Source organism: Micromonospora sp. NBC_01412 (assembly GCF_045040215.1).
GTDB lineage: Bacteria > Actinomycetota > Actinomycetes > Mycobacteriales > Micromonosporaceae > Micromonospora > Micromonospora rubida.
The window spans coordinates 4,494,149-4,519,362 of sequence record NZ_CP109528.1; the positions used below are offsets into that span (position 1 = coordinate 4,494,149).

26 protein-coding genes are annotated in these 25,214 nt (G+C 73.8%); 14 read left to right on the forward strand and 12 right to left on the reverse strand.

The genetic code is table 11. The features are described from left to right. The first annotated feature begins 90 nt into the window (after window positions 1-90). The 3 genes from OG617_RS20635 to OG617_RS20645 all read left to right on the forward strand — a co-directional run bounded on the left by OG617_RS20635 (window position 91) and on the right by OG617_RS20645 (window position 3,268). Window positions 91-1,767 (forward strand): copper resistance CopC/CopD family protein, encoded by a 1,677-nt coding sequence (locus OG617_RS20635; protein WP_405094684.1) that lies wholly within the window; start codon window positions 91-93, stop codon window positions 1,765-1,767. A gap of 15 nt (window positions 1,768-1,782) precedes the next feature. Continuing rightward, entirely contained in the window at window positions 1,783-2,514 is a 732-nt protein-coding gene (locus OG617_RS20640; protein WP_405094685.1) for a YcnI family protein, read from the forward strand. Window positions 2,515-2,668: 154 nt separating this feature from the next. Further along, a complete protein-coding gene (locus tag OG617_RS20645; protein ID WP_405094686.1) occupies window positions 2,669-3,268 on the forward strand; it encodes a hypothetical protein in 600 nt (199 codons plus the stop codon). A 245-nt stretch (window positions 3,269-3,513) separates the two neighbouring features. On the opposite strand, the gene tnpA is transcribed toward OG617_RS20645, so the two are convergent. Beyond that, window positions 3,514-3,930: an IS200/IS605 family transposase gene (tnpA, locus tag OG617_RS20650; RefSeq protein ID WP_405094687.1), complete on the reverse strand. Its 417-nt coding sequence runs from the start codon at window positions 3,928-3,930 to the stop codon at window positions 3,514-3,516. 22 nt (window positions 3,931-3,952) lie between these two features. Between tnpA and OG617_RS20655 the strand changes: the two genes are divergently transcribed. Next, window positions 3,953-5,161 carry an RNA-guided endonuclease InsQ/TnpB family protein gene (locus tag OG617_RS20655; protein ID WP_405094688.1) on the forward strand — a complete coding sequence of 403 codons (1,209 nt, stop codon included), beginning with the start codon at window positions 3,953-3,955 and terminating at the stop codon, window positions 5,159-5,161. A 37-nt stretch (window positions 5,162-5,198) separates the two neighbouring features. On the opposite strand, the gene OG617_RS20660 is transcribed toward OG617_RS20655, so the two are convergent. Then, window positions 5,199-6,488: a glycosyltransferase family 87 protein gene (locus OG617_RS20660; protein WP_405094689.1), complete on the reverse strand. Its 1,290-nt coding sequence runs from the start codon at window positions 6,486-6,488 to the stop codon at window positions 5,199-5,201. A 67-nt stretch (window positions 6,489-6,555) separates the two neighbouring features. Between OG617_RS20660 and orn the strand changes: the two genes are divergently transcribed. Continuing rightward, complete coding sequence (gene orn, locus OG617_RS20665) at window positions 6,556-7,152, forward strand: oligoribonuclease (RefSeq protein ID WP_405094690.1); 597 nt, start codon at window positions 6,556-6,558, stop codon at window positions 7,150-7,152. 43 nt (window positions 7,153-7,195) lie between these two features. On the opposite strand, the gene OG617_RS20670 is transcribed toward orn, so the two are convergent. After that, entirely contained in the window at window positions 7,196-7,393 is a 198-nt protein-coding gene (locus tag OG617_RS20670) for a DNA repair protein (RefSeq protein WP_405094691.1), read from the reverse strand. 478 nt (window positions 7,394-7,871) lie between these two features. Here OG617_RS20670 and OG617_RS20675 point away from each other — a divergent pair, with 478 nt between their 5' ends. Beyond that, a complete protein-coding gene (locus OG617_RS20675; protein ID WP_405094692.1) occupies window positions 7,872-8,534 on the forward strand; it encodes a GNAT family N-acetyltransferase in 663 nt (220 codons plus the stop codon). Window positions 8,535-8,628: 94 nt separating this feature from the next. Further along, on the forward strand, window positions 8,629-10,230 hold the full coding sequence (locus OG617_RS20680) for a cation:dicarboxylate symporter family transporter (protein WP_405094693.1): 1,602 nt from the start codon (window positions 8,629-8,631) through the stop codon (window positions 10,228-10,230). A gap of 358 nt (window positions 10,231-10,588) precedes the next feature. Here OG617_RS20680 and OG617_RS20685 read toward each other — a convergent pair whose 3' ends face one another. Then, the gene (locus OG617_RS20685) at window positions 10,589-12,040 is read right to left on the reverse strand and encodes a glycoside hydrolase family 3 N-terminal domain-containing protein (RefSeq protein ID WP_405094694.1); all 1,452 of its coding nucleotides are present in this window, start codon (window positions 12,038-12,040) and stop codon (window positions 10,589-10,591) included. Between the two features lie 176 nt (window positions 12,041-12,216). Between OG617_RS20685 and OG617_RS20690 the strand changes: the two genes are divergently transcribed. Continuing rightward, a complete protein-coding gene (locus tag OG617_RS20690; RefSeq protein WP_405094695.1) occupies window positions 12,217-13,386 on the forward strand; it encodes an ROK family protein in 1,170 nt (389 codons plus the stop codon). A gap of 76 nt (window positions 13,387-13,462) precedes the next feature. Here the strand turns inward: OG617_RS20690 and OG617_RS20695 are convergent, their stop codons facing one another. Further along, the gene (locus tag OG617_RS20695) at window positions 13,463-14,473 is read right to left on the reverse strand and encodes an ABC transporter permease subunit (RefSeq protein ID WP_405094696.1); all 1,011 of its coding nucleotides are present in this window, start codon (window positions 14,471-14,473) and stop codon (window positions 13,463-13,465) included. Further along, entirely contained in the window at window positions 14,470-15,486 is a 1,017-nt protein-coding gene (locus OG617_RS20700; protein WP_405094697.1) for an ABC transporter ATP-binding protein, read from the reverse strand. Before OG617_RS20700 ends, OG617_RS20695 begins: the two co-directional genes overlap by 4 nt. A gap of 131 nt (window positions 15,487-15,617) precedes the next feature. On the opposite strand from OG617_RS20700, the gene OG617_RS20705 reads away from it, so the two are divergent. Both OG617_RS20705 and OG617_RS20710 read left to right on the forward strand, forming a co-directional pair. Beyond that, window positions 15,618-16,460 (forward strand): ABC transporter ATP-binding protein, encoded by an 843-nt coding sequence (locus OG617_RS20705; protein WP_405094698.1) that lies wholly within the window; start codon window positions 15,618-15,620, stop codon window positions 16,458-16,460. A 19-nt stretch (window positions 16,461-16,479) separates the two neighbouring features. Further along, window positions 16,480-17,379, forward strand: coding sequence for a ribokinase (locus OG617_RS20710; protein ID WP_405094699.1), 900 nt, complete (start codon window positions 16,480-16,482; stop codon window positions 17,377-17,379). A gap of 4 nt (window positions 17,380-17,383) precedes the next feature. Here OG617_RS20710 and OG617_RS20715 read toward each other — a convergent pair whose 3' ends face one another. The 3 genes from OG617_RS20715 to OG617_RS20725 all read right to left on the reverse strand — a co-directional run bounded on the left by OG617_RS20715 (window position 17,384) and on the right by OG617_RS20725 (window position 19,480). Beyond that, entirely contained in the window at window positions 17,384-18,067 is a 684-nt protein-coding gene (locus OG617_RS20715; RefSeq protein WP_405094700.1) for a hypothetical protein, read from the reverse strand. Between the two features lie 81 nt (window positions 18,068-18,148). Continuing rightward, window positions 18,149-18,631: a DUF6232 family protein gene (locus tag OG617_RS20720; protein WP_405094701.1), complete on the reverse strand. Its 483-nt coding sequence runs from the start codon at window positions 18,629-18,631 to the stop codon at window positions 18,149-18,151. A gap of 327 nt (window positions 18,632-18,958) precedes the next feature. Beyond that, entirely contained in the window at window positions 18,959-19,480 is a 522-nt protein-coding gene (locus OG617_RS20725; protein WP_405094702.1) for a DUF6232 family protein, read from the reverse strand. Between the two features lie 97 nt (window positions 19,481-19,577). Between OG617_RS20725 and OG617_RS20730 the strand changes: the two genes are divergently transcribed. The 4 genes from OG617_RS20730 to OG617_RS20745 all read left to right on the forward strand — a co-directional run bounded on the left by OG617_RS20730 (window position 19,578) and on the right by OG617_RS20745 (window position 23,978). After that, window positions 19,578-20,351: an enoyl-CoA hydratase/isomerase family protein gene (locus tag OG617_RS20730; RefSeq protein ID WP_405094703.1), complete on the forward strand. Its 774-nt coding sequence runs from the start codon at window positions 19,578-19,580 to the stop codon at window positions 20,349-20,351. 71 nt (window positions 20,352-20,422) lie between these two features. Continuing rightward, window positions 20,423-22,045, forward strand: a complete 1,623-nt coding sequence (locus OG617_RS20735) for an acetolactate synthase (RefSeq protein ID WP_405094704.1) — start codon at window positions 20,423-20,425, stop codon at window positions 22,043-22,045. Window positions 22,046-22,191: 146 nt separating this feature from the next. Further along, window positions 22,192-23,166 carry an ATP-binding cassette domain-containing protein gene (locus OG617_RS20740; protein ID WP_396675941.1) on the forward strand — a complete coding sequence of 325 codons (975 nt, stop codon included), beginning with the start codon at window positions 22,192-22,194 and terminating at the stop codon, window positions 23,164-23,166. Continuing rightward, window positions 23,163-23,978 carry an ABC transporter permease gene (locus OG617_RS20745; RefSeq protein WP_405094705.1) on the forward strand — a complete coding sequence of 272 codons (816 nt, stop codon included), beginning with the start codon at window positions 23,163-23,165 and terminating at the stop codon, window positions 23,976-23,978. Before OG617_RS20740 ends, OG617_RS20745 begins: the two co-directional genes overlap by 4 nt. 93 nt (window positions 23,979-24,071) lie before the next feature. Here OG617_RS20745 and OG617_RS20750 read toward each other — a convergent pair whose 3' ends face one another. The 3 genes from OG617_RS20750 to OG617_RS20760 are packed head-to-tail and all read right to left on the reverse strand — an operon-like array spanning window position 24,072 to window position 25,202. After that, window positions 24,072-24,485 carry a PLD nuclease N-terminal domain-containing protein gene (locus OG617_RS20750; RefSeq protein WP_405094706.1) on the reverse strand — a complete coding sequence of 138 codons (414 nt, stop codon included), beginning with the start codon at window positions 24,483-24,485 and terminating at the stop codon, window positions 24,072-24,074. 28 nt (window positions 24,486-24,513) lie between these two features. After that, a complete protein-coding gene (locus OG617_RS20755; protein WP_405094707.1) occupies window positions 24,514-24,813 on the reverse strand; it encodes a DUF202 domain-containing protein in 300 nt (99 codons plus the stop codon). Beyond that, window positions 24,810-25,202: a YidH family protein gene (locus OG617_RS20760; protein WP_405094708.1), complete on the reverse strand. Its 393-nt coding sequence runs from the start codon at window positions 25,200-25,202 to the stop codon at window positions 24,810-24,812. Before OG617_RS20760 ends, OG617_RS20755 begins: the two co-directional genes overlap by 4 nt. Between the last annotated feature and the right edge of the window lie 12 nt (window positions 25,203-25,214).

The window sequence follows — 25,214 nt, forward strand, 5'->3', positions numbered from 1 at the left end:
GCGGTCATCCCGGCGGGCGCTCCCGGGCGTCGGGCCCGGGCCGACGCGGGTGCCGGCCCGGGTCGCCGAACGGCCCCCGCGTCGGCGAGCATGGCCGGCATGACTGCTGCCAATCTCCGGCCTCCCCGCCGCCGGCTCGCGCGGGTGGGCGCGCTCGCCGGCCTGCTGGTCACCGTCGTCGCCCTGCTGCTGGCCCCGGCCACCCCCGCCAGCGCCCACGCGGTGCTGGTGAGCAGCAGTCCGGCGGCGTCCGCCGTGGTGCCCGGCGGGCCGGCCGAGGTGGTGCTGACGTTCAGCGAGCCGGTGCGCAAGGTGGCCGGGAAGATCCGGGTGATCGCCCCGGACGGCGCGCGGGCCGACCGGGGGGAGCCGACCTTCGAGAGCACTGTGGTGACCGTGCCGGTGGACCCGTCCGCCGGGCGGGGCACCTACCTGGTCAGCTACCGGGTCATCTCGGCGGACAGCCACCCGGTGTCCGGCGCGTTCACCTACTCCGTGGGCGCCCCGTCGACGCCGCCGACGGACACAGGGTCCGACAACCGGGCCGACCCGGTGGTGGAGAACGGGGTCAAGGTCGCCAAGTACCTCGGGTACGCGGGGCTGCTGCTGCTGGTCGGCCCGGCGCTGGTGCTCGGCGCGCTGTGGCCGCGTCGGCTCTCCCGTCGGGGGCCGGCCCGGCTGGCCTGGACCGGGCTGGGCCTGCTGGTGTTCGCCACGCTCGCCGAGCTGTGGCTGCAGGTGCCGTACACCGCCGGGGGTGGGCTGTTCGACGTGACCGGGGCTGGCCTCGGCGACGTGCTGGGCAGCACGTACGGCGCGACGCACCTGGTCCGGCTGGGCCTGCTCGCGGCGGCGGCGTTCCTGCTCCGCCCGCTCTTCGCCGGGCCGGTGGGCCGCACCGACGGGGTGATCCTGGCGATCCTCGGCGGCGCGGCGCTGTTCACCTGGCCCTTGGCCGGGCACCCGGCCGCCTCGCCCGCCCCGGCCGTGTCGGTGGTGGTCGACGCGGTGCACCTGGGCAGCATGGCGGTCTGGCTGGGCGGGCTGGTGATGCTCGGCGGGTTCCTGCTGCGTCGGGCCGACGAGCGGGAGCTGGGCGCGATCCTGCCGATCTGGTCGCGCTGGGCGGCGCTGGCCGTCGCGGCGCTGCTGCTCGCCGGCACGGTGCAGGCGTTGATCGAGGTGGCCACCCCGACCGCCCTGGTCGACACCATGTACGGGCGGCTGGTGCTGGCCAAGATCGTGCTGTTCGTCCTGGTGCTCGGCGTGGCCGCGTACTCCCGGGCGCTGGTGCGCCGACGTACCGCCGCGGGGCGGCCGACGCCGGTGCGGCGGGCGGTGTGGGCGGAGCTGGCGATCACCGCGGTGGTGCTCGCGGTGTCGGCGACGCTGGTGCAGACGCCGCCGGCCCGCACCGCCGGCGCCGACGTGGCCGGCACGCAGGCCGGCCTGTTCACCACCACCCTGTCCAGCCCGCTCTACTCCCTCCAGGTCGAGATGGCCCCGGCCGCGCGGGGCAACAACTCGCTGCACCTGTACGCGTACACGTTGGACAACCGACCGCAGCCGGTGGAGGAGTGGAAGGCCACCGCCGCGCTGCCGGCGGCCGGGATCGAGCCGATCGAGATCCTGCTGCTGCCGCTGACCGACAACCACGCGACCGGGGAGATCAACCTGCCCGCCGCGGGGGAGTGGCAGCTCCGTTTCACCGTCCGGACCACGGACATCGACCAGGCCACGGTGAGCGCCACCGTGAGCATCCGCTAGAGAGAGGCAGTTCCCATGCTCCGTCATCGGCGTTCCGCAACCGCCGCCGTCCTGGCCTTCGGCGTCGTCGCCGTGGTGCTCGGCGTGGCCGCGCCCGCCTCGGCGCACGTCTCGGTCAACCCGAAGGAGGCGATCCAGGGCGGCTACGGTCGGTTCGCGTTCCGGGTGCCGAACGAGAGCGACGAGGCCTCCACCACCAAGGTCGAGGTGGTGCTGCCGGAGAACGCCCCGGTGGGTTCGGTGTCCACGATGCCGGTCCCGGGCTGGACGGTGGCGGTGGAGAAGCGCAAGGTGGACCCGCCGGTGCAGGTGCACGGCAGCGAGGTCGCCGAGGCGGTGTCGAAGATCACCTGGACGGCGACCGGCGACGCGGCGGTCAAGCCGGGCCAGTTCCAGGAGTTCCCGGTCTCGATGGGGCCGCTGCCGCAGGTGGACACGATGGTGTTCAAGACGCTCCAGACGTACTCGGACGGCAATGTGGCGCGCTGGATCGAGGAGCCGCCCGCCGCAGGGGGCGAGGAGCCGGAGAAGCCCGCGCCGGTGCTCACCCTGACCGCGGCGGCCCCGTCGGCGGGGGCGTCGGCGCCGGCCGTGGCAGCCGCCGACGTGGACGACGACGATGACGACTCCGACGGCGGCGCGGGCACCGCGTTCGGGGTGGCGGGGCTGGTCGCCGGGCTGGCCGGCCTGGCCCTGGGCGGCCTCGCGTTCGCCCGTACCCGACGGAAGCCCGCCGCGAGGTCCTGAGCTGTCCCGTCCCGTCCGCTGGCCCGCCGGTCCGTACCGGCGGGCCAGCGCCTTTTCCGCAGCGCCGCACGCCGTTGCTGGTGATATCGGGTGATTGTGCGATTTGCATCGGTATGGTCGTCCGGGTACCCGGCCACGGAAGGAAACGACACGGATGCGGTTCGCTCGCGCGCTCGTCGGCATGCTGCTGCTCACCATCGGGATCCCGGCGCTGCTGGCCGGTGCCGCCCTCGGCGTCGCGACCCGGCGCGCAGACCCCGCCGGCGGCGTCACCGCCCGGATCGGCGCGGTGGACCTGCACGCGGAACTCGCCGCCGGGTGGCTCCCCGTGGCCGTCTGGGCGCTGATCGTCCTGGGTGGCCTGCTGGTGGTGTCCGCCGCGCTCCTGCTGCGACCGGTGCGCCCCCGCGAGGTGGTCTTCGTGGTCGAGCCCGACCAGGTGCCGGTGCTCGCCGGCCGGCTCGGGATGACCTCGCTCGACGCGCTCGGCGCCCGCCCCGCGCCGGCCCCGGCGGTCCCCGCCGAACGGCAACTGGTGGCGGTGGGTCCGCCCACCGGCCGGCCCCGCCCGGCGCTGGGGCCGGCCCCGGCCCGCCGCCCGGCCACCCTGGCCGACCTCGCCCCGCCGTCCCGGTCGGCGCCGCTGGCCTGGCCGCCGCTGAACCCGGAGGCCACGGCCCGGCCGGTGCGCATCGAGCCCCGCCGCATCCGCCCGGCCGCGCCCGGCCCGGCCCGCGCCCGCCAGCCCTCGTGACCGGTGTCCCGAGCCCACGCCGTGGGGCGGGTGTGCACCCTGGCCGGAGGCGTTGGCGGAAGAGCTCGTCCCTTGACGGCGAGCGGCCCTCCGCGCTGCCGACGCGGAGGGCCGCCTCACCGGGGGATCGGTGCCACGGAAGATGCCCGAGGTAGGGGCAAGATTAGCCGGTTTAGGCGCTACCTAAGACACGGCAGTGCTCCGTCGTTCACGGGGGAGGCGAAGCCGTGTTCCTGACCCCGCCGTCAGACGGGCCGCCGTTGATCTTCGATGTACTGGCGCACCACGGACAGCGGCGCTCCGCCAACCGATCCGGCGTAGTAGGAACCGGACCACAGGCGTTGCGCCCGCCAATAGTGCTCGACCAGTTCGGGGAACTCCTGTCGCAGCCGGCGGGACGATACTCCTTTGAGGGAGTTGATCAGCCGGGACACTGCGACGGTGGGCGGAAAGTTGACCATCAGGTGCACGTGGTCGCGTTCCCCGTTGAACTCGACCAGTTCGACGGAAAAGTTTTCGCACACCGCCCGCATGATTTCTTCCATTCGCGTGAGGTGTCGGTCAGTGAAGACTCCATGTCGGTACTTCGTGACGAAAACCAAGTGGGCGTGCAACGCGAAGACGCAGTGTCTACCAGTGCGAATGCCTTCCGTTTCGGCCATAAACCAATGATACAATCGATGGGTGCAGTTGCGTTGCAGCTACCGGCTTTACCCGACGCCCGGCCAGCAGCAAGCCTTGGCCAGGGCGTTCGGGTGTGCGCGGGTGGTGTTCAACGACGGGCTGCGCGTACGGCAAGGAGCCCGCGAACAGGGGTTGCCGTACATCGCGGATGGGGACCTGTCCAAGAGGGTCATCACCGAGGCGAAGAGGACCCCCGACCGGGGGTGGCTCGGCGAGGTGTCGGCGGTGGTGCTGCAACAGGCCCTCGCCGACCTGAACACGGCCTACCGGAACTTTTTCGCCTCGGTCAGTGGCAAGCGGAAGGGCCGCAAGGTGGCCCCGCCACGTTTCCGGTCCCGCAAGGACAACCGGCAGGCTGTTCGGTTCACCGCGAACTCCCGGTTCAAGGTTCTCGACAACGGGCGGCTGCGGCTGCCGAAGGTCGGGGATGTGCCGGTCCGGTGGTCGCGGTCCCTGCCGTCGGAGCCGTCGTCGGTGACGGTGATCCGGGACGCGACCGGACGGTACTTCGCGTCGTTCGTCGTGCGGACCAGCACGGACGAGGCGCTGCCGGAGACGGACTCCGAGGTGGGCATCGACCTGGGCCTGACCCACTTCGCGGTCCTGTCCGATGGCACGAAGGTGTCTGCGCCGAAGTTCCTGCGCCGGGCGGCCCGCAAGCTGCGCCGGTTGCAGCAGGACTTGTCCCGCAAGCAGCGGGGCAGTCAGAACCGCAAGAAGGCCGTCGTGAAGGTTGCCCGCGCCTATGCGCGGGTGGCGGACACCCGGCGGGACTGGCAGCACAAACTGTCCACGGCGATCATCCGCGACAACCAAGCGGTGTACGTGGAAGACCTTGCTGTGGCTGGTCTCGGCCGGACCCGACTGGCCAAGAGTGTGCACGACGCTGGATGGGCTTCGTTCACCAGCATGTTGGAGTACAAGGCCGCCCGGTACGGGCGCACGTTCGGCCGGGTAGATCGGTGGTTCCCGTCGACCCGCATGTGCTCCGACTGCGGCCGGATCAACGACAGGATTGACCTGTCGATCCGAGCGTGGGACTGCCCGTGCGGCAGCCACCACGACCGGGACGTCAACGCCGCCAGGAACATCAGGGCCGCCGGACGGGCGGACCTCAACGACCGTGGAGCGCAGGTAAGACCGGCATCCGTGCCGGCACCACGCAGGGAAGCGGTAACCCACCGGGAGCTTGCCCCTCCGGGGGTGTAACAGACCGGAATCCTCGCCATTTATGGCGGGGAGGACGTCAATCGGGAGTTCTGTCCAGTTGGTGCGATTTTTTGTCCCTGGCGGTGGTCGGCCCGGCCCGCCGGGCGACCGGCAGAGTCACCAGCAGCAGCAGGCTCAGCAGCACGTACGTGTTGCGGACCAGGAACTCCCCGGGCGAGTCCGTGTGGACCGGGGCCACCCCCCAGTCGTGGAACGAGACCACCCCGTAGATGATCACCGCGCCGGTGAACACGGCCAACCCGGTCAGCCACCGGCGCCGTCGCGCCCCGCCGGGCGTGGCCGGGTTCGTGCCCAGCGCCGCGTCGACCAGCACCACCACCGCCGGGACGAACCAGTAGATGTGGTGGGTCCAGGTGATTGGGCTGACCAGCGCGCCCACCAGCCCGGTCAGGGTCAGGCCGGTGAGCGCGTCCCCGGCCGAGGCGGCGCGGGCGGCCCGCCACAGCCCGTACCCGGCGACGAGCAGGGCCAGCGCGAGCCACAACGCCCGGTTCGGCTCGGTTGGTGCGGTGAACCGGCTGAGCAGCCCGAACAGCGACTGGTTCCCGGTGTAGTCGGTGCGCCCGACCCGGTTGGTCGCCCACAGCTCGTGGGTCCAGAACCGCCACGAGTCCGACGGGGCCACGGCCGCCACGAGCAGGGTCGCCCCGGCGGCGGTCGCCGACGCCACGGCCGCCTCCCGCCAGCGGCGGGTCGCCAGCAGGTAGACGATGAAGATTCCGGGGTAGAGCTTCAGGGCGGTGGCCAACCCGATGCCAACCCCCGCCCAGCGCCGCCCCTGCGGCACCCCGAAGAGCAGGTCGGCCAGGATCAGTACGACCAGCAGCATGTTGATCTGACCGAAGGTGATCGTCTCCCGGGTGCTCTCCACCGCGAAGACCAGCAGCACCGCGACGGTGAGGGTGAAGGTCCGGGGCAGTCCGTGCCGGGCGATGACCGGGGCGAGCAGCCAGCGGGTGGTCACCACCACGGCGAGCGCGGTCAGGACCGTGAAGACCGCGATCGTCAGCCCCAGCGGCAGCAGCGCGAACGGGCGCAGCAGTAGCGCGCTCAGCGGGGGGTAGGTGAAGTACAGCTCGCCCTGGACCCGGTCCGGCTGCGCGTAGTCGTAGAGCGGGTTGCCGGCCGCCCACCAGTCCATCGCCCGCATATAGATCTTCAAATCGAAGAAGTCGTGCACCAGCCCGGGCAGGTACAACGCCGGGAGGACGGCAGCCAGGGCCAGCACCGTGACCAGCCGGCGGACCCTGCGGCCGCCCGGCTCGGCGGCGGTGACGGAGGGTGGCGCGATCGGTTCGGCTGGCACGGGGAAACCCTAGCGGTCCATCCGGCCGACAGTGCCGAGGCGCGAGGGCGTGGGCTGCGCGTAGGCTGTGGCCGTGGCTGACCTCCTCGTCTGGATCGACTGTGAGATGACCGGATTGGACCTCGGCAGGGACGCCCTGATCGAGGTCGCCGCGCTCGTCACCGACCCCGACCTCAACGTGCTCGGTGACGGTGTCGACGTGGTGATCCACGCCGACGAGGCGGCGCTCGAGGGGATGCCGGAGATCGTCCGGACCATGCACGGCAAGTCCGGCCTCACCGAGGAGGTCCGGCGTTCGGCCGTGACCCTGGCCGAGGCCGAGAACCTGGTGCTCGACTACGTCACCAGCCACGTCAAGGACCCGCGCACCGCGCCGCTGTGCGGCAACTCCATCGCCACCGACCGGGGCTTCATCGCCCGGGACATGCCGCGCCTGGACGCGCACCTGCACTACCGGATGATCGACGTCTCCTCCATCAAGGAGCTGTGCCGGCGCTGGTACCCGCGGGTGTACTTCGGGCAGCCGCGGAAGGGGCTGGCCCACCGGGCGCTGGCCGACATCCGGGAGAGCATCCGCGAGCTGGAGTACTACCGGCGTACCCTCTTCGTCCCGCTGCCCGGCCCCGATGTGGACAGCGCCAAGGCCATCGCCGCCGAGCTCTGAGCCCCGGTCCCCGCCCCCGGTCCCCGGCCCCGGCCGTGCGGGCTCAGCGGGCGGTGAGACCGCGCCGGGTGGAGACGCCGGCAGGCAGCCGGTTCAGCTCCGCCCAGGACAGCGCCGGCTCCGTGCGGCGCGCGTTGCGCACTTCGCGGTACGCAGGCTGCGCAGGGAACCGCCCGCTCCCGGCCTCCCGCCAGCGGCGCTCGGCGTCCTGCTGGTACCGGTCATAAGGCAGATTCGGCATGACCATACCGTCCCAAAGAAAGTTGTACATGTATGGAAATGGCTATGACGTTCGATCGATGCGTCCGGTTCCCGTCGACGGCAGCCGGACAATGAATCGATAGTCATCGGTGATCTTCTGTACGTCTACCCGCCCGTCGGGCGCCTCAACCGGCCCTGCGCGCGATCTTCGGACCCGGCCCGCCGGATCTCTCGGCCGGCGGCGGCCGGTGAGGGTGTCGCTGGCCCGCGGCGGGTCGGGGACCGCTCTCCGCCGGGCAGGGGCTGATCCGGCAGGCGATGTCGCGCACCCCACCCCACCCCACCCCACCCCACCCCACCCCACCCCCACCCCCGGTCGTCCTGCCCCGGTGATCAAGAGGTTTGCGTCACGGAGCCGTTAACGGCTGACGTAAACCTCTTGATCAACAGGGCGGGGCGGGGGAGGGTGGGGACAGGGTGAGGTGGGGGTCGGTGGGGTGGGCGGGGGAGGGGGACGGGTGGTTGATCGGCAGCTGTACCTGCATCTGGCGACCTGGCTCGGGCAGTGGCCGGCCGGTCCCGGGCTGCACGTGGTCCGCTCGCACCGGCGTGCCCTGCCAGCCTGGGACGGCCGGCTCCGCCCGGCGATCGCGGTCGGCGACGGCAGCGGCACGGTGCTCTCGGTGGCGGCCCGGCACGTCCCGGCGGTCCGGGTGCTGGCCGGTCGGTCGGAGCGGCGGCTGATCGCCGGCCTGCCGGCCGCCGTGGACCACCCCGGGTGGGTGTGCCACGAGGACGTTTTCCGGTGGACGCTGGCCCCGGCTCCGCTGCCGGACGTGGGGGAGTGGGTCGCGTCGACCGAGCCCGGGCTGCCCCGGTGGCTACGGCTGTTCGACCGCGAGGTGTTGGTGGTGCGGGGCGCCGACGGACGGTACCTGGCCGGCGCGGCGATCAAGCGGCATGACGCACACGGGCACGAGTTGGCCGTCGGTACCGCGCGGGAGGCCCGAGGGCGCGGGTTGGCGCGCCGGCTCGTCGCCCGGGCCGCCCGTCGGGTGCTCGACGGGGGCGCGGTGCCGACGTACCGGCACGACCCCACCAACGTCGCGTCGGCGCGGGTCGCCGAGGCGGCCGGCTTCGCGGACCGGGGTTGGCGGTCGTACGGGGTGTACCCGCCGTGAGCCCTGGCCCGGGTGGCCCGTAGCTGCCCGCGGGCCCCGGCCGGCGCCGTGGCCGCCGGTGTGACGGCGGACACCGGCGGGTAGGGGTGGCCGCATGCCTGACAACCGCGCACCGACACCGGAGCCCGAGCCCGGGCCGCATCCCACCGGCCCGCCGGCGGGCGGCCTGCCCGGTCGGCCCGGCCCGCCGTACGGCGGCCCGCCTGGTCCGTCCGGTCCGTCTGGTCCGCCCGGTCCGTTGGACGGCGGCCCGCCCGCGTTCGTCGCCCCCGGCCCGCGCGCCGCCGCACCGGACGTCGTCCCCGGTGTGGACACCGTCGCCAAGCCGTTCCGCCGCAGGGACCGCACCCGCTACCTTTACCTCGCGGTCATCGCCGCCGTCCTCGCGGGGATCGCGGTCGGGCTGGTCTTCCCCGACTTCGGCAAGTCCCTCGCCCCGCTCGGCACCGGTTTCGTCAATCTGATCAAGATGATGATCGGGCCGGTGATCTTCTGCACCATCGTGCTCGGCGTGGGCTCGGTACGGAAGGCGGCTCAGGTCGGCAAGGTCGGCGGCCTCGCCCTCGGCTACTTCCTGCTGATGTCGACCGTCGCGCTGGCGATCGGCCTGGTGGTCGGCAACCTGATCCACCCGGGCTCGGGGCTGGCGCTCGACGGCGCGCTCGCCGGTGCGGGCCAGCAGGCCGCAGGCGGGGAGTCCGAGGGAACCGTCGACTTCGTTCTCGGCATCATCCCGACCACCCTGTTCTCCGCGCTGACCGAGGGCGACGTGCTCCAGGCGCTCCTCGTCGCGCTGCTGGTCGGGTTCGCGGTGCAGAGCCTCGGCCGGCGCGGCGAGCCGGTGATCAATGCGGTCGCCGTGCTCCAGCGGGTGGTCTTCAAGGTGCTTGCGATGATCATGTGGCTGGCGCCGGTCGGCGCGTTCGGGGCGATCGCCGCCGTGGTCGGCGCGACCGGCGTGGACGCGCTGAAGAGCCTGGCCCAGATCATGCTCGGCTTCTACGCCACCTGCGCGATCTTCGTGTTCCTGGTGCTCGGCGCGCTGCTCTGGTTCGTCGCCCGGATCTCGATCTTCAAGCTGCTGCGCTACCTGGGCCGGGAGTTCCTGCTGATCCTGTCCACCTCGTCGTCGGAGTCGGCGCTGCCCCGACTGATCGCCAAGATGGAACACGTCGGGGTGAGCAAGCCGGTGGTCGGCATCACCGTCCCCACCGGATACTCGTTCAACCTCGACGGCACCGCGATCTACCTGACCATGGCCGCGCTGTTCATCGCCGAGGCGATGGGCAAGCCGCTGTCGATCGGCGAGCAGGTCTCGCTGCTGATCTTCATGATCATCGCTTCGAAGGGGGCGGCCGGGGTGACCGGCGCGGGCCTGGCCACCCTGGCCGGCGGCCTCCAGTCGCACCGCCCGGACCTGGTCGACGGGGTGGGGCTGATCGTCGGGATCGACCGGTTCATGTCCGAGGCCCGGGCGATGACCAACTTCGCCGGCAACGCTGTGGCCACCGTGCTGGTCGGCACCTGGACGCAGGGCTTCGACCGGGACCGGGCGAAGCGGGTGCTGAGCGGCGACGACCCGTTCGACGAGGTGACCATGCTCGACGACCCGCACGGGGACGACGTGCCCCGCGACGGGACGGAGGCGGACGCACGGGTTGCCGACCCGGCCCGCCCGGTGCCCGCCCTGCGCTGACGCCGGCCGGTCGGTGCCGCAGGCGGGGCGCGGACCGTGGATCCCGGGCCGGATCCACGGTCCGCAGCCTTCCCCCAGGCCCTCCCGTGGGGCGGCCGGTCGCTCCCGCCGGCCGCCGTCCCGCCCATGACGCTACGTATCGATAATGGGTCGAGCAAGGGGTGATCGGCGGGTTGCCGGTGTCGTTTAGTGGACTTGACCTGGGGTGCGGCGAACCGGGCGACTTCCGGTGTCAGTGACGCAGAGTGTGTGTCGGGGTCGGCGCCTGGCGGGTGGCCGGCGAGCGGTAGTGCACCCGGCGCAGGCCCACCCCCAGGTACGCGAGCCAGAGCAGCTCCGGCAGCCCGGCAGCTCGGGGTCAACCGGCCAGGCCGAGCACCTCCGCCGCCGCCCGCCCGTTCGCGTGGCTGGCCCCGTACGTGTTCACGTAGGCACGGGCGCCCGTCGGTCGCCACGGACCCGGCCAGCCCATCTCCACCACGGTCACCGGGTGCGTGGCGGCCAGGGCGTCGACCAGGTGGGGGCCGCCGGGGAGCCGGTGCAGGTGCCGGCCGACCAGCACGATGGGCCGGGTCCCGGCGAGCCCGCGCAGGGACGCCGCGTCGGTTTCGGCGGCCACCACCCGCACCTCCTCCAGTCCGGCCAGGTGCGGGCCGAGCCCCCACGGCACCCGCTCCTCGGCGATCGTGGACGTGGCATGCAACTGGACCACCAGCGGCCGGCCCAGTCCCGTGACGTCGCCCTCGACGCGGACGGCGCGCCGCGCGGCGGCGTACCCGAGGTCGGTCGGGGCGGGGGTCGGCGTGCCGGCGGCCCGGGGCCGGGCGGCGAGCGCCGCGGTGCGGCCGGCGGCCTCCTCCACCCGGGCCCGTCCCAGCCGACCGTCGCCGAGCGCGTCGACGATCTCGGCGGCCACCCGCTCGACCAGCGCGGCGTCGACTTCGGAGCCGATGCAGAGCAGGTCCGCACCGGCGGCGAGCGCGCGGACGGCGGCCGGGCCGACGCCCCCGGCGGCGAGTGCCGCGCCCTTCATCTCCAGCGCGTCGGTGATCACCGCCCCGGAGAAGCCGTACTCGTGGCGCAGCAGGTCGACCAGGACCGCCCGGCTGAAGGTGGCCGGGTCGTCCCCGGTCAGCGCGGGGACCCGGATGTGCGCCGTCATGATCGACCGCACCCCGGCCCCGATGGCGGCGGCGAACGGCGGCAGGTCCCGCTCGCGTAGCACGGCCGGCGGCACGTCCACGATGGGCAGCTCGTGGTGCGAGTCGGCGGTCGCCGCGCCGTGGCCGGGGAAGTGCTTGGCGCAGGCGGCCACGCCGGTCGACTGGAGGCCGGCGACGGCGGCGGCCGAGTGGACGGCCACCCGGGCCGGGTCGGCGCCGAACGAGCGGGTGCCGATCACCGGGTTCTCGTCGGCGGTGTTCACGTCCACGACCGGCGCGAGGCCGACGGTGATCCCGAGGGCGGCCAGCTCGGTCCCGATCGCCGCGTACACCCGTTCGGTCAGCGCCGGGTCGTCGACCGCGCCGAGCGCGGCGTTGCCCGGGTACGGGCTGCCGGTGGCGCGGGCGAGCCGGGTGACGTCGCCGCCCTCCTCGTCGATGGCGACCAGCACGTCGGGCCGGGCCGCGCGCAGCGCCGCCGTGCTCGCCGCGAGCTGGGCGGGGTCGTGCACGTTTTTGCCGAACAGGGTGTGCCCGGCCAGGCCCTCACGCACGAGGTCGACGGCCCAGTCCGGCGGGACCGGCCCCGGGTACGCGGCGAGCAGGGTGCCCAGTACGAGTCGGCGTAGTCCTGGATCGGTCCCCACGAGTCTGTTCCCTTCCGGTGCCCCGAGGGCACGAACGTCGTACCGGGGCCGCCGACGGGACCACGGTGGCTGCCGGGTCGTCCGACCACCCGGGTTCGGGCGGCCGTTAGGCTACGGGCACCCGTCTGCAGGTCGGTAGTGGTTAGTAAAGTTTACGAAAAGCTAGAGGACATGGCATGAGTGCGACCCGGCTGCCCGGCACCCCCCGCCTGTTACGAGCGCTCAACGACCGCGCGACGCTGGAGCTGCTGCTCGAGCGCGGGCCGCTGACCCGGGCCCGGATCGGCGAGCTGACCGGGCTGTCCAAGGTCACCGCCAGCCAGCTGGTCGAGCGGCTGGAGGAACGCGGCCTGGTCGCCCGGGTCGGCGAGCAGGCCGGCGGGCGGGGCCCGAACGCCCAGCTCTACGCCGTCCGGCCCGGCAGCGCGTACGTGGTCGGGGTGGAGGTCGGCGCGGACCGGGTGGTCGCGGCCTGCGCCGACATCACCGGCGCGGTGACCGGTCGGGTGGAGCAGTCCACCCGGGACACCGACGACCCGGTCGGCGTGGTGCACAACGCCGTCGTCCAGGCCGCCAGCAGCGCCGGGGCCGAGCTGTCCGGCGTACGCCGGGTGGTGCTGGGCACACCCGGTCTTGTCGACCCGGGCACCGGCGACATCACCTTCGCCTTCAACCTGCCGCGCTGGCACCGTGGCCTGCTCGCCGCGTTGCGCGAGGACCTGGACACTCCGGTGGTCTTCGAGAACGACGTGAACCTGGCCGCCGTCGCCGAGGCGCAGTCGGGCGCGGCCCGGGGGTTGGCCGACTTCGTGCTGGTCTGGTTGGGCGCGGGCGTCGGTCTGGCGATCATGCTCGGCGGCCGGCTGCACCACGGCAGCAGCGGCGCGGCCGGCGAGATCGGCTACCTGCCGGTGCCCGGGGCGCCGATCCCACGCGACGTGTCCCGCCGGGCCAAGCCGGCCTTCCAGCAGCTCGCCGGCAGCGACGCGGTGCTGGCGGTGGCCCGGGAGCACGGCATCGTCGCCGACCGCGCCGCCGAGGCGGTACGCGCGGCGGTCGAGGCCGATGCCGCACCGGTGCTCGACGAGCTGGCCCGCCGGCTGGCCCTGGGCGTGGCGAGCACCTGCGTGGTGCTCGACCCGCCGCTGGTGGTGCTCGCGGGCGAGGTCGGGCGGGCCGGCGGCACGGCGCTGGCCGAGCGGGTGCAGCGCGAGGTGGCCGCGATCACCCTGGTCCGGCCCCGGGTGGTGCCGACCGGGCTGACCGAGGAGCCGGTCCTGCACGGCGCGCTGCGCACCGCTCTCGACGCCGTGCGGGACGAGGTGTTCGGCAGCACCGTGGGCTGACCACGCGTCCGTCACCGTAGGAATTCTTCACCATCGCCCGGGGCGCTGCAACAAGTTGTCGCGCCCCGGGCGATGGTCAGATCAGGTCGCGGCGGCGGAACGCGGCGAACGCGGCCAGCGTCAGCCCACCGGTCAGCGTCAGCAGCACCGCCAGCCCGAGCCCCCAGCCGAGCTGGTAGGTGCCGTCGCAGTAGCCGGACGACAGGTCCTGGCACACGGTGGGGTCGGCGAGCCGGGCCTCGCCGGTCAGCCAGGCGTCGAGGTAGGTGGAGACCATCCAGTCCTCGCCCCGCGGAATGTTGACCACCTCCATGACCACCCGCAGGCCCAGCTCCCACACCACCGCGTACGCGGTCACCGCGCCGAGCGCGGCGGCCGTCCGCCGCCCGAGGGTGGCGATGGCGAAGCCGGCCGCCGCGGCGAACAGCACGAGCACCACCCCGCGGGCCCAGGTCAGCCCCAGCCACGGCCAGAAGTCCCCGCCGGTCGCCCCGGGCAGCCCGGCGGTCTGCCCGACCAGCCAGAACGCGCCCAGGTACGCCGCCGACGCCAGCACCGACACCACCGTCAGCGCGCCGAGCAGCGTGCCCAGCTTCGCGCCGAGCACGGCGATCCGCCGGGGCCGCCAGATCAGCAGGTTGACCACCCCGCCGGTGGACAGGTCCGCCCCGATGTACGAGGCCCCGACCAGGAACCCGAACAGCACCAGGAAGAGGATCAGGAAATACAGCAGCGGGCGGGCCTGGTCGGCGAAGTTGAACACCCCCTGGAGATGGTCGGCGGCCACCGGCAGCCGGTCCCGCTGGGCCGGGTCGAACGCCGAACAGTCGTCCGGGAAGCTCTCCGCCTCCTCCGGCGGCAGGCTGCCCCGCGCGGCTTCCACACACCGCTGGTAATTGGCGTTGAGGGCCTGCCGCTCCTCGGCCGCCGCCCGCTGGGCCTCGGCGACCTCGGTCGATGACGGCCGGTGCGAGCCGACCAGGGTGGTCACCGCGGTCACCGCGAACGCCACCACCAGCAGCGCCAGCATGAGCTGGACGAAGCGGCGCGCGGCCAGCCGTTCCACCTCGGCCCGTACCAGGTTCACGCCCTTGCCTCCGTGTCGTCGCCGACGGTCACGTCGAGGTCGATGAGCCGGCCCTCGCCAGCGCCGGCGGGTGCCGGCTCATAGGGCAGTTCGGGACGCTCCGCCCCGTCGTCGGTCAGCTCCAGGAAGACGCTCTCCAGGTCGGGCCGCAGGGGCACCAGCTCGCGGACCCAGAGCCCCTGCTCGCCCAGCAGTCGGCTGAGCTCGCCGGCGTCCGGCACCCCGCCGACGACGAGGTGCTCGGCGCGCTCGTCCACCGGCAGCCCCGCCTGGCGCAGCAGCTCCGCAGCCCGCGCCTGCTCGGGCACCCCGACCCGCCACTCGTGCTGGTCGTGGCCGGCCAGCACGCCCTCCACCGGCCCGGCGGCCACCCGCCGCCCCCGGGAGATGATCGTCACGTGGTCGCAGATCAGCTGGATCTCGCCGAGGATGTGGCTGGACAGCAGCACGGTCACCCCGGAGGCCGCCAGGTCCCGCATCAGGTCCCGCATCTCCCGGATGCCCGCCGGGTCCAGCCCGTTCGCCGGCTCGTCCAGGATCAGCAGCTCCGGCTCCTTGAGCAGGGCCGAAGCCACCGCCAGCCGCTGCCGCATGCCCAGCGAGTAGCCCTTGACCTCGTCGTCGCCCCGGCCGCGCAGCCCCACCTGGTCCAGCACCTCGTCCACCCGCCGGGTCGGCACCCCGCCGGCCAGGGCGAGCAGCCGCAGCGTGCGGTGCCCGGTGAAGTTGCCGAAGAACTGCGGCGTCTCCACGATCGCGCCGACCCGCCCGGCCACCGCGGCCGACCGGCGCGGCACCTCCTCGCCGAACAACCGCATCCGGCCCCCGTCGGCGCGGACCAGCCCGAGCAGGGCGCGCAGCGTGGTGGTCTTGCCCGAGCCGTTCGGCCCCAGGAAGCCGTGGATCTCGCCCCGCCCCACCAACAGGTCGAAGCCGTCGACGGCGACCTGGCGGCTGCGGTACGGGCCGTGGAACGTCTTGCGCAGCCCCTCGATCTCGATCACTGCGCTCACCCGAGACACTCCCGGCGGCGGTACGACATCTGGTTCCTCCCCCGTGCGGTGACCAACGCCACGGCGCTTCACCCTATGGCGTGGCCGCCGCCCGTGGGGGGCGGCGCGGTCGTGCGTGGTTGGATGGGCGGGTGACTGGTGACCTGATCCCCGGCGTCGTCGGCGCCGCCCCCGCCACCGCCCCCGTGGACGCGGATCTGGTGGTCAGCCTGGACGGTGTGGGCGTACGCCGGTCCGACACCGCGCTGCTGCACGACGTGGACTGGCGGGTCGAGCTGGACGAGCGCTGGGTCGTGCTGGGCCCCAACGGGGCCGGCAAGACGACGCTGCTGAGCCTGGCCGCCGGCCGGCTGCACCCGACCACGGGCACGGCGCACGTGCTCGGCGAGCGGATCGGCCGGACCGACGTCAACGAGCTGCGGATGCGGATCGGCCTGTCCACCGCAGCCCTCGCCGAGCGGGTGCCCGCCGAGGAGCGGGTCGCCGACGTGGTGGTCACCGCCGCCTGGTCGGTGGTCGGGCGCTGGCGGGAGAGCTACGACCGCACCGACGAGGCAAGGGCCCACGCCCTGCTCGGCCAGCTCGGCATCGGCCACCTCGCCGACCGGGCGTACGGCACGCTGTCCGAGGGGGAGCGCAAGCGGGTGCAGATCGCCCGGGCGCTGATGACCGATCCCGAGCTGCTGCTGCTGGACGAGCCCGCCGCCGGGCTCGACCTGGGCGGGCGCGAGGACCTGGTGGCCCGGCTGGCCGAGCTGGCGTACGACCCGGACGCTCCGGCCCTGGTCCTGGTGACCCACCACGTCGAGGAGATCCCGCCGGGCTTCACCCACGCCCTGCTGCTGCGCGAGGGCGGCGTGATGGCCCAGGGGCTGCTCGCCGACACCCTGACCGCCGACAACCTTTCCAAGACCTTCGGCCTGCCCCTGACGGTCGACCGCGTCGGTGACCGCTGGACGGCCCGCGCCGCCTGAGTCGCGAGGAGTGTCGAGCGTGCAGCAGACCCGGGTGGTCGTGGTGGGCAGCGCCAACATGGACCTGGTCGCCACCGCGCCGGCCCTGCCGCGTCCCGGTGAGACGCTGCTCGGCAGCGACTTCGTCATGGTCCCCGGCGGCAAGGGCGCCAACCAGGCCGTCGCCGCCGTGCGGGCCGGCGCGTCCTGCGCGTTCCTCGGCGCGATCGGCTCCGACGCTTTCGGGGTCACCCTCAAGGCCCGGATCACCGCAGCCGGTGTCGACACCGGCCAGCTCCGGGTGGTGTACGGGGCGTCCGGCGTCGCCCTGGTCATGGTTGGCGCCGACGGCGAGAACGCGATCATGGTGACCCCGGGGGCGAACGCCGCGTTCACCGATCTCACCGAGGGCGAGCTGGCCGCCGTGCGCGCGGCTGACGTGCTGGTCGCCCAGTTGGAGATCCCGGTCGCGACGGTGACCGAGGCGGCGTTGGCCGCCCGCGCCGTCGGCGCCCGGGTGATCCTCAACGCGGCACCGGCCCAGCGGGTGCCGGACGAGCTGCTCGCCGCCGTCGACCTGCTGGTGGTCAACGAGAACGAGGCGCTGGCGCTGACCGGGCGCGGCCGGGACGACCCGGGCGCGCTGCTGGCGCTCGCGCCCCGGGCGGTGCTGACCCTGGGCGGGGACGGCGCCTGGTACGTCGAGCGGGACGCCGAGGCCGTGTACGTCCCAGCGGTGCAGGTCGAGGTGGTCGACTCGACGGCAGCCGGGGACGCCTTCACGGCGGCCCTCGCCGTGGCCTGGGGCGAGGGGCGGGACCTGCCTGCCGCCGTGCGGTGGGCGGCGGCGGCCGGCGCGGCCTGCGTACGCCGGCTCGGCGCGTCCGTGGCCCTGCCCCGTCGGGCCGAGATCGACCAGCTCCACGCCCCGTCGGCCTGACGGGTCAGCCGGCGTCGTCGGTCAGCTTCTCGCCCCGGCGGCGCAGCATGCCCAGGCCGGGGATGCCGGCGACGGCGAGCTTCAGGTCCCGGGTGACGTCGAGCAGGTCGTGCAGGTCCGGCCCGACCCGGTCCAGGGTGGCCAGGATCGGCAGGATGTCGGCGGTGAGGTGCTCCTTGAGCTTGGGCAGTTCGTCGACCAGCCGGATAGCCGCCGTCACCTCCTCGTGGCTGAGTTCCTCGACGAACCGCGTCGCCATCGGCGCGGCCCGCCGCAGCGCCGGCTCGTACGCGGCGAGCAGCTCGCCGGCGGTGTCGGCTGCCCCAGCGGCGGTGTCCACCGTGCTGGCGGCCCGCCCGGCGACCCCCTCGGCCGCGGCGACCACCACGGCCGCCGCGGTGGCGACCTCGGTGGCGGTGTCGATCGCGGTGGTCGCGGAGGCGCTGATCACGGCCACCTCTCGGACGGCGGACTCGGCGTCGCCGAGCACCCGGTCCGTCCGGTCCAGCGTCCCCTCGATCCGGTCCACCACCCCGTTGATCCGGGCCAGTAGCGCCTCCACCCCGTCGAGCACCGCGAACGCGCGGGCCGGGACGGCGGCGAGCGAGGCGGCCGAGCCGAGGGCCTGGTCGAGGGCGGACCGGGTGAGGCCGACGACAGCGGTCGGCCGGGGAAGGGGAATCGCCATGCCCCCAAGTGTGCGTCGGGACATCCAGCACCGCCCGCCGGCGACGAGCCGCCGGGGCAGGGTGAGCGCCGCGCCGACCGGTCATCCCCGATCCGTCTGCTGCTCGACGGCGCGCTGCACGGCGCGGTAGATCTGCCCGAACCGTAGCGCGTCCGGGGTGCGCAGCAGCATCACCTCCTGGCCGTGGTGCTGCACCCACAGCTCGTGCACCCGGCTGCCCCGCTCGTACGACCGGTCCAGCCAGCCGAGCGGCACCTCCAGGAAAGGGGCCAGGGCCAGCGCCCCGACGGCGCACCCGGCCAGGATGATCAGGGCCAGCTTCCAGTTGCCCCGCTCCTGCGCCGACCAGGCGAGCGAGACCACGCAGACCAGTGCCACCAGCGGCGGCAGCGACAGCAGCAGCACCAGCACGCCCCGGCCGACGACCCGCCCCCGCACGGCGAGCGTGGTCCGCCCGCGCGCGTGCCAGACGTACGTGATGTCGGTGATCGGGATGGAGTGGCCGCCCGCCCGGATCGACTCGGAGGTCACCTGCACCGTGCCGTCCCGGTAATAGAGGGTCATCACTAAGCCTAACCGGCGGTGGTCGTGTCGCGCCTCTTTGTCCACCTGCGGTATCGACGTCTCCTGAGGCGGAGGCTTGGCCGGCGTCCCCTTTGGAGCTGAACCGTTTGCGACATCACTGACCGGGGTTTGCCGGCTCGGGCTCGCCCGTTCGGTGCGGCGCGGGGCTCCGATCCATCAACGACATCAGCTCCACAGCGGCGGGAGCGGGGGTCCGGCCGCGCTGGGCGGGCAGGCTGCGCTGGGGCCGGCAGGCTGCGCTGGGCCGATACGCTGCGCTGGGGCCGCCAAGGCCGCGCAGCCCTCGGCGCTTCATGGCGGTGGCCGTCAGCCGGCCCGGCGCTTCGTGGAGCCGCCCGCAGGGCCGGTCGCTCTCTGAGCCGCGCGGGCCGGGGCCTGCCCGGCCTCCACCGCCCGCTGTACGGCCCGGTAGACCTGTCCGAAGCGCAGCGCGTCGCGGGTGCTCAGCAGCCGCACCGGCTGCCCGCGCCACCGGACCCACAGCTCCAGCTGCCGGCTGCCCCGGGCGTACGAGCGGTCCAGGTGTTCGAAGAGGAAGTCGGCGACCGGCCCGACGGCGAGCCCGACCAGCACCGAGGCCCCCACGATGGCGATCGTGACGGTCAGCGAGCGGTGCAGCCACAGCGCCAGCGCCACGCCCAGCGCGGCGGCGACCAGCGGCCCGGCGAGCGCGGCGCCGATCGCGCCCCGGCCGGCGAGCACCCGCCAGGACCGGCTGCCGCGCAGGTGCCAGACCAAGCTGATCTCGGCCAGCGGGTACGCCCGGCCGTCCACGTGGATGGCGGCGGAGGTGACCTGCACCGACCTGTCGTCGTAGTACCTGACCATGGCGGACTCCAGGACGCGGGACGGACACCAGACTACCTACCCCAACGACCCGGGCCGTAAGGTTGGCACGCGACTTCGACGAGGAAGTGAGGGCGGCGTGAGCGAGTTCGTGCGGCTGGAGACCAAGGACGGCATCGGCACCATCCGGCTGGAGCGGCCGCCGATGAACGCGCTCAACGAGCAGGTCCAGGAGGAGTTGCGGGCCGCCGCGACGGCCGCCGCCGCCGATCCCGAGGTCCGCGCCGTCATCGTGTACGGCGGGGAGAAGGTCTTCGCGGCCGGCGCGGACATCAAGGAGATGGCCGACATGTCCTATGTGGACATGGCCGAACGGGCGGCCGACCTGTCCAGCTCCCTCGGCGCGTTCGCCCGGATCCCCAAGCCGGTGGTCGCCGCGATCACCGGGTACGCCCTCGGCGGCGGCTGCGAGCTGGCCCTCGCGTGCGACTGGCGGGTGGTGGCCGAGGACGCCAAGCTCGGCCAGCCGGAGATCAAGCTGGGCATCATCCCCGGGGCGGGCGGCACCCAGCGGCTGGCCCGCCTCGTCGGCCCGGCCCGGGCGAAGGACCTGATCATGTCGGGCCGGATGGTGGACGCCCAGGAGGCGCTGCGGATCGGCCTGGCCGACCGGGTGGTCCCGGCCGCCGAGGTGTACTCCGCCGCCGTCGAGCTGGTCAAGCCGTACCTGAAGGGTCCGGTGCAGGCGCTGCGCGCGGCGAAGCTCGCGGTCGACGGCGGCCTGGACATGGATCTCAACTCCGGCCTGGCCTGGGAGAGTCAGCTCTTCGCGGTGCTGTTCGCCACCGACGACCGGCGCGAGGGGATGGCCGCGTTCGTCGAGAAGCGCAAGCCGGACTTCACCGGCCGCTGACCCGAGAACGGTTCACATTCCGCCTACCGGCCAGTAGCGTGTGACTCCGGCCACGGACGAGGGGATCGGCGATGACGGAGCGGGTCGAAGGTCACGGCGGGGAACTGGCGCTCGCGGCGCTGCGCGCGCACGGCGTACGGGAGATGTTCACCCTCTCCGGCGGGCACGTCTTCCCGCTCTACGACGCGGCCCACAAGGCCGGATTCCCGCTCTACGACGTCCGGCACGAACAGTCGGCGGTGTTCGCGGCCGAGGCGGTGGCCAAGCTCAACCGCCGCCCCGGCCTCGCCGTGCTCACCGCCGGCCCCGGCGTCACCAACGGCGTCTCCGGGCTCACCAGCGCCTTCTTCAACGCCTCGCCGGTGCTGGTGCTCGGGGGCCGGGCCCCGCAGTTTCGCTGGGGCTCCGGCAGCCTCCAGGAGATGGACCACCTGCCGCTGGTCGCCCCGGTCACCAAGCACGCCGAGACGGTGTTCAGCGCCGACGACATCCCGCGCGCGGTCAGCGCCGCGCTGACCACCGCGCTCACCCCGCACCGGGGCCCGGTCTTCCTGGACCTCCCCCTGGAGGCGGTCTTCTCCGTCGGCGACGCCGAGCTGTCCGAGGTCGCCCCGCCCGCGCCGGTCGAGGCCGACCCGGAGGAGGTGGCGCGGGCCGCCGCGCTGATCGCCGCCGCCAGCCGCCCGGTGATCATTGCCGGCTCCGACGTGTACGCCGGGGACGCCGTCGACGCCCTGCGGGCTGCCGCCGAGGCGTTGCAGGTGCCCGTCTTCACCAACGGCATGGGTCGGGGCGCGCTGCCGCCGACCCACCCGCTCTCCTTCGCCAAGGCCCGCCGGGTCGCCCTGCGCAACGCCGACGTGGTGGTCGTGGTCGGCACCCCGCTGGACTTCCGGCTCGCCTTCGGCGACTTCGGCGACGCCAAGGTGGTGCACGTGGTGGACGCGCCCAGCCAGCGCGCCACCCACGTCCAGCCGGCCGCCTCGCCCGCCGGCGACCTGCGGCTGGTCCTCACCGCGTTCGCCGACCACCCCGGCGACCGGGCGGATCACGCCGACTGGGTCGCCGAGCTGCGGGTCGCCGAGGACGCCGCGAAGGCCCGCGACGCCGAGGAGATGGCCGCCGAGACCGATCCGATCCGCCCGGCCCGGGTCTACGGCGAGCTGCGCCGGGTCCTCGCCCCGGACGCCATCACCATCGGCGACGGCGGCGACTTCGTCTCGTACGCCGGGAAGTACCTGGAGCCCGCCCAGCCCGGCACCTGGCTCGACCCCGGCCCGTACGGCTGCCTCGGCACCGGCATGGGCTACGCCATGGGGGCCCGGGTCAGCCACCCGGACCGGCAGGTCTGCGTGCTGATGGGCGACGGCGCGGCCGGGTTCTCGCTGATGGACGTGGAGTCCCTGGTCCGCCAGCAGCTCCCGGTGGTGATCGTGGTCGGCAACAACGGCATCTGGGGTCTGGAGAAGCACCCGATGCGGGCCATGTACGGCTACGACGTGGCCGCCGACCTCCAGCCTGGGCTGCGCTACGACCACGTCGTCGAGGCCCTCGGCGGCGCGGGGGAGCTGGTGGGGAAGGCCGCCGACCTCGCCCCGGCCCTGGACCGCGCCTTCGCCTCCGGCGTGCCGTACCTGGTCAACGTCCTGACCGACCCGGCCGACGCGTACCCCCGCTCCTCGAACCTGGCCTGAGGCCGCCGTCGCCCCCCGGCGTAATCCGCCGAGGGCTAAATCAGCGGACTGTCAGCGCCCGTCGCCGTAACGTCAGCCGCGCCTCGGCAGTTTGTCAGTGCCGTCGGCCATGGTGGCGTGACAAGCGAGACGACGGGAGCTTTTCTATGACGTACGCGATCCGGGCGGAGGGTCTGGTGCGGCGCTTCGGCGCCACCACGGCCCTCGCCGGAGTCGACCTCGCGGTCCCCACCGGGACCGTGTTCGGGCTGCTCGGTCCCAACGGGGCCGGCAAGACCACCATCGTGCGGGTGCTCGCCACCCTGCTCGCCGCCGACGAGGGGCACGCCACCGTAGGCGGGTACGACGTCCGCCGCGACGCCCACCGGGTTCGCCAGCTCATCGGCCTCACCGGCCAGTACGCCTCGGTCGACGAGGCACTCACCGGCACCGAGAATTTGCTGCTGATCGGGCGGCTGCTCGGGTCGAGCCGGGCCGACGCCCGGGCCCGGGCGCGGGAGCTGCTCGCCCGGTTCCAGCTGACCGACGCCGCCGACCGGGCGGCGAAGACCTACTCCGGCGGGATGCGTCGCCGCCTGGACCTGGCCGCCAGCCTCGTCGGCCGGCCGCAGGTGCTCTTCCTTGACGAGCCGACCACCGGGCTGGACCCGCGCAGCCGCAACGAGCTGTGGGACACGGTCCGCGAACTGGTCACCGACGGGGTGACCGTGCTGCTGACCACGCAGTACCTGGAGGAGGCCGACCAGCTCGCCGGCGAGATCGCCGTCGTCGACCACGGCCGGGTGATCGCCCAGGGCACGCCGGAGGAGCTGAAGGCCAAGACCGGCGGCCAGGTGCTCACGGTCCGCCCGGCGGACCCGGCCGATCTGCCGACCGTGGTGTCCATCGCCGGCGAGGTGTCCGCCGCCACCCCGGAGGTCACGCACACCACCGTCACCGTCCCGGTGAACGACCCGGCGGTGCTGCCCGCCGTGGTGCGCCGCCTCGACGCCGCCGAGGTCGGAGTGGCCGAGTTGGCCCTGCGCGGCTCCAGCCTCGACGAGGTCTTCCTCTCCCTCACCGGCCACCGTGCCGAGTCCGACGCCCCGGTCGGGGCCGACCTGGAAAGGACGCCGGCATGATCTCCGCCACCGTCACCGCCGACAACCGGCTGGCCCCGGCCCGACGGCTCGGCGTGGTCGCCGGGCTGCGGCACACCCTCACCCTGGCCTGGCGCAGCCTGGTGCAGATCAAGCACAACCCGATGGAACTGCTCGACCTGAGCATCCAGCCGGTGATGTTCGTGCTGCTGTTCACGTACGTCTTCGGCACGGCGATCTCCGGCTCGCCGGGGGAGTACCTGACGTTCGCGCTGCCCGGCATCATCGTGCAGAACGCCCTCTTCGCCACCATGACCACCGGGTTCGGGCTGAACAACGACCTCACCAAGGGCGTGTTCGACCGGCTGCGGGCCCTGCCGATCGCCCGCTGGTCCCCGCTGGCCGGGCGGATCCTCGCCGACACGGTCAAGCAGGCCTGGTCGGTGTCGCTGCTGATCGGCGTCGGCGCGATCCTCGGCTTCCGGCTGGGCAACGGGCTGCTCGGGCTGCTCGGGGCGTTCGTCCTGCTGCTCGGCTTCTCGCTGGCCGCCGCGTGGATCTCGGTGCTGGTCGGGGTGCTGGTCAGCGAGCCCGACAAGGTGCAGATCTTCGGCTTCATGGTGATCTTCCCGCTCACCTTCACCAGCAACGTCTTCGTCCCGACCGACCGGATGCCGGGCTGGCTCCAGCACTGGGTCGAGGTCAACCCGGTGACCATCCTGGCCGACGCCCTGCGCGGACTGCTGGTCGGCGGCCCGGTGGTCGGCCCGGTCGTCCAGTCGATGCTCTGGGCCGTCGCCCTCGCCGCCGTCTTCGCGCCGCTGGCGGTCCGGGCGCTCAGGCGTCGAGTGTGACCCCCGGCAGCTCGCGGACCGTCTCCGGCCGGGTGCCCTGACCGGGGGCGTACCGGGCTCCGCATCCGTGGACCCCTGACGGGGCTCGCCGCGTCAGCCCCCCGGCCGGTCGTCCTCCCGGGGCGGGTCGCCCTCCTTGCGGCGCAGGTCGTCCTCGCGCCGGCGCAGGTCGTCCTCCCAGCGGCGGAACAGCTCCTGGTCCTGCTCGCGGGAGCGCTCGGTCAGGGAGCTGAGGAACTCCGGGTCGTCGTCCGGGGCGACGGGCCGGCGACGGTCGGCGGGAGCACGGCCGACCGGCCCGGCCGCCCGGGGCCGTCCCCCGGCGGGCTCCCGGCCCGCGACGAACCAGGCGATCGAGCCGACCAGCGGGAAGAACAGGATGATCAGCACCCAGGCGATCCGGGGCAGGCCGCGGACCTGGCCCTCCTCGGCCGAGAGACAGCTGATCAGCGCGCAGACCGCGAGGACGATCTGGATCAGGAAGAGTAGGACGTAGAGCCTGGCCATCCACCCATCATGGCGCACCCACACCCGATCACCACAGTCCGCGTACCGCCAGCAGCACCCCCACCGCGGCCTGCCCGACGGCGGCGAGGGCGATCACGGGCATGGTCCGCGATGTGCCGCGCATCGGGCCCGAGCCGACGGCCCGCCCCCAGCAGAGGGTCAGCGCCACCGCCCAGTCGGCGATCGCCACGCCGGCCAGCACCGCCCCGATCGTGTCCCCGGTGAGGGCCAACCGGACGGTCAGCACGGTGACGACGGTGAGCGCGAGCAGGGTGCGCCGCCAGGCCAGCCGGGTCCGTTCGGGTTGCAGCCCCGGGTCCCTGGTCACCGGCCGCCGATCGCCCGGACGAGCACGGCCACCACCAGCAGCAGCGCGCCCAGCCCCACGGCGAGGGCCAAGACGGCGGGGAAGCGGGACGCCGGCAGCTCCTCGCCGAGCCGGATGGCCCGCTCGGTGCGGGCCCAGTGGTCCACGGCCCGCACCGCCACCGTCCCGCCGAGCAGCAGCAGCGCGACGGCGATCGCCTCGCGCAGGTGCGCCAGCGCCAGCGGCGGCAGGAACTGGGCTGCGGCCAGCCCGCCGGCGACCAGCGCCAGCCCGGTGCGCAGCCAGGCCAGGAACGTCCGCTCGTTGGCCAGGGAGAACCGGTAGTCGGGCGTGCTGCCCACCGATCGCAGCTCCCGCGGGTCGAACCACCGCCGCACCGTCTCCCACACGAAGCCGATTAT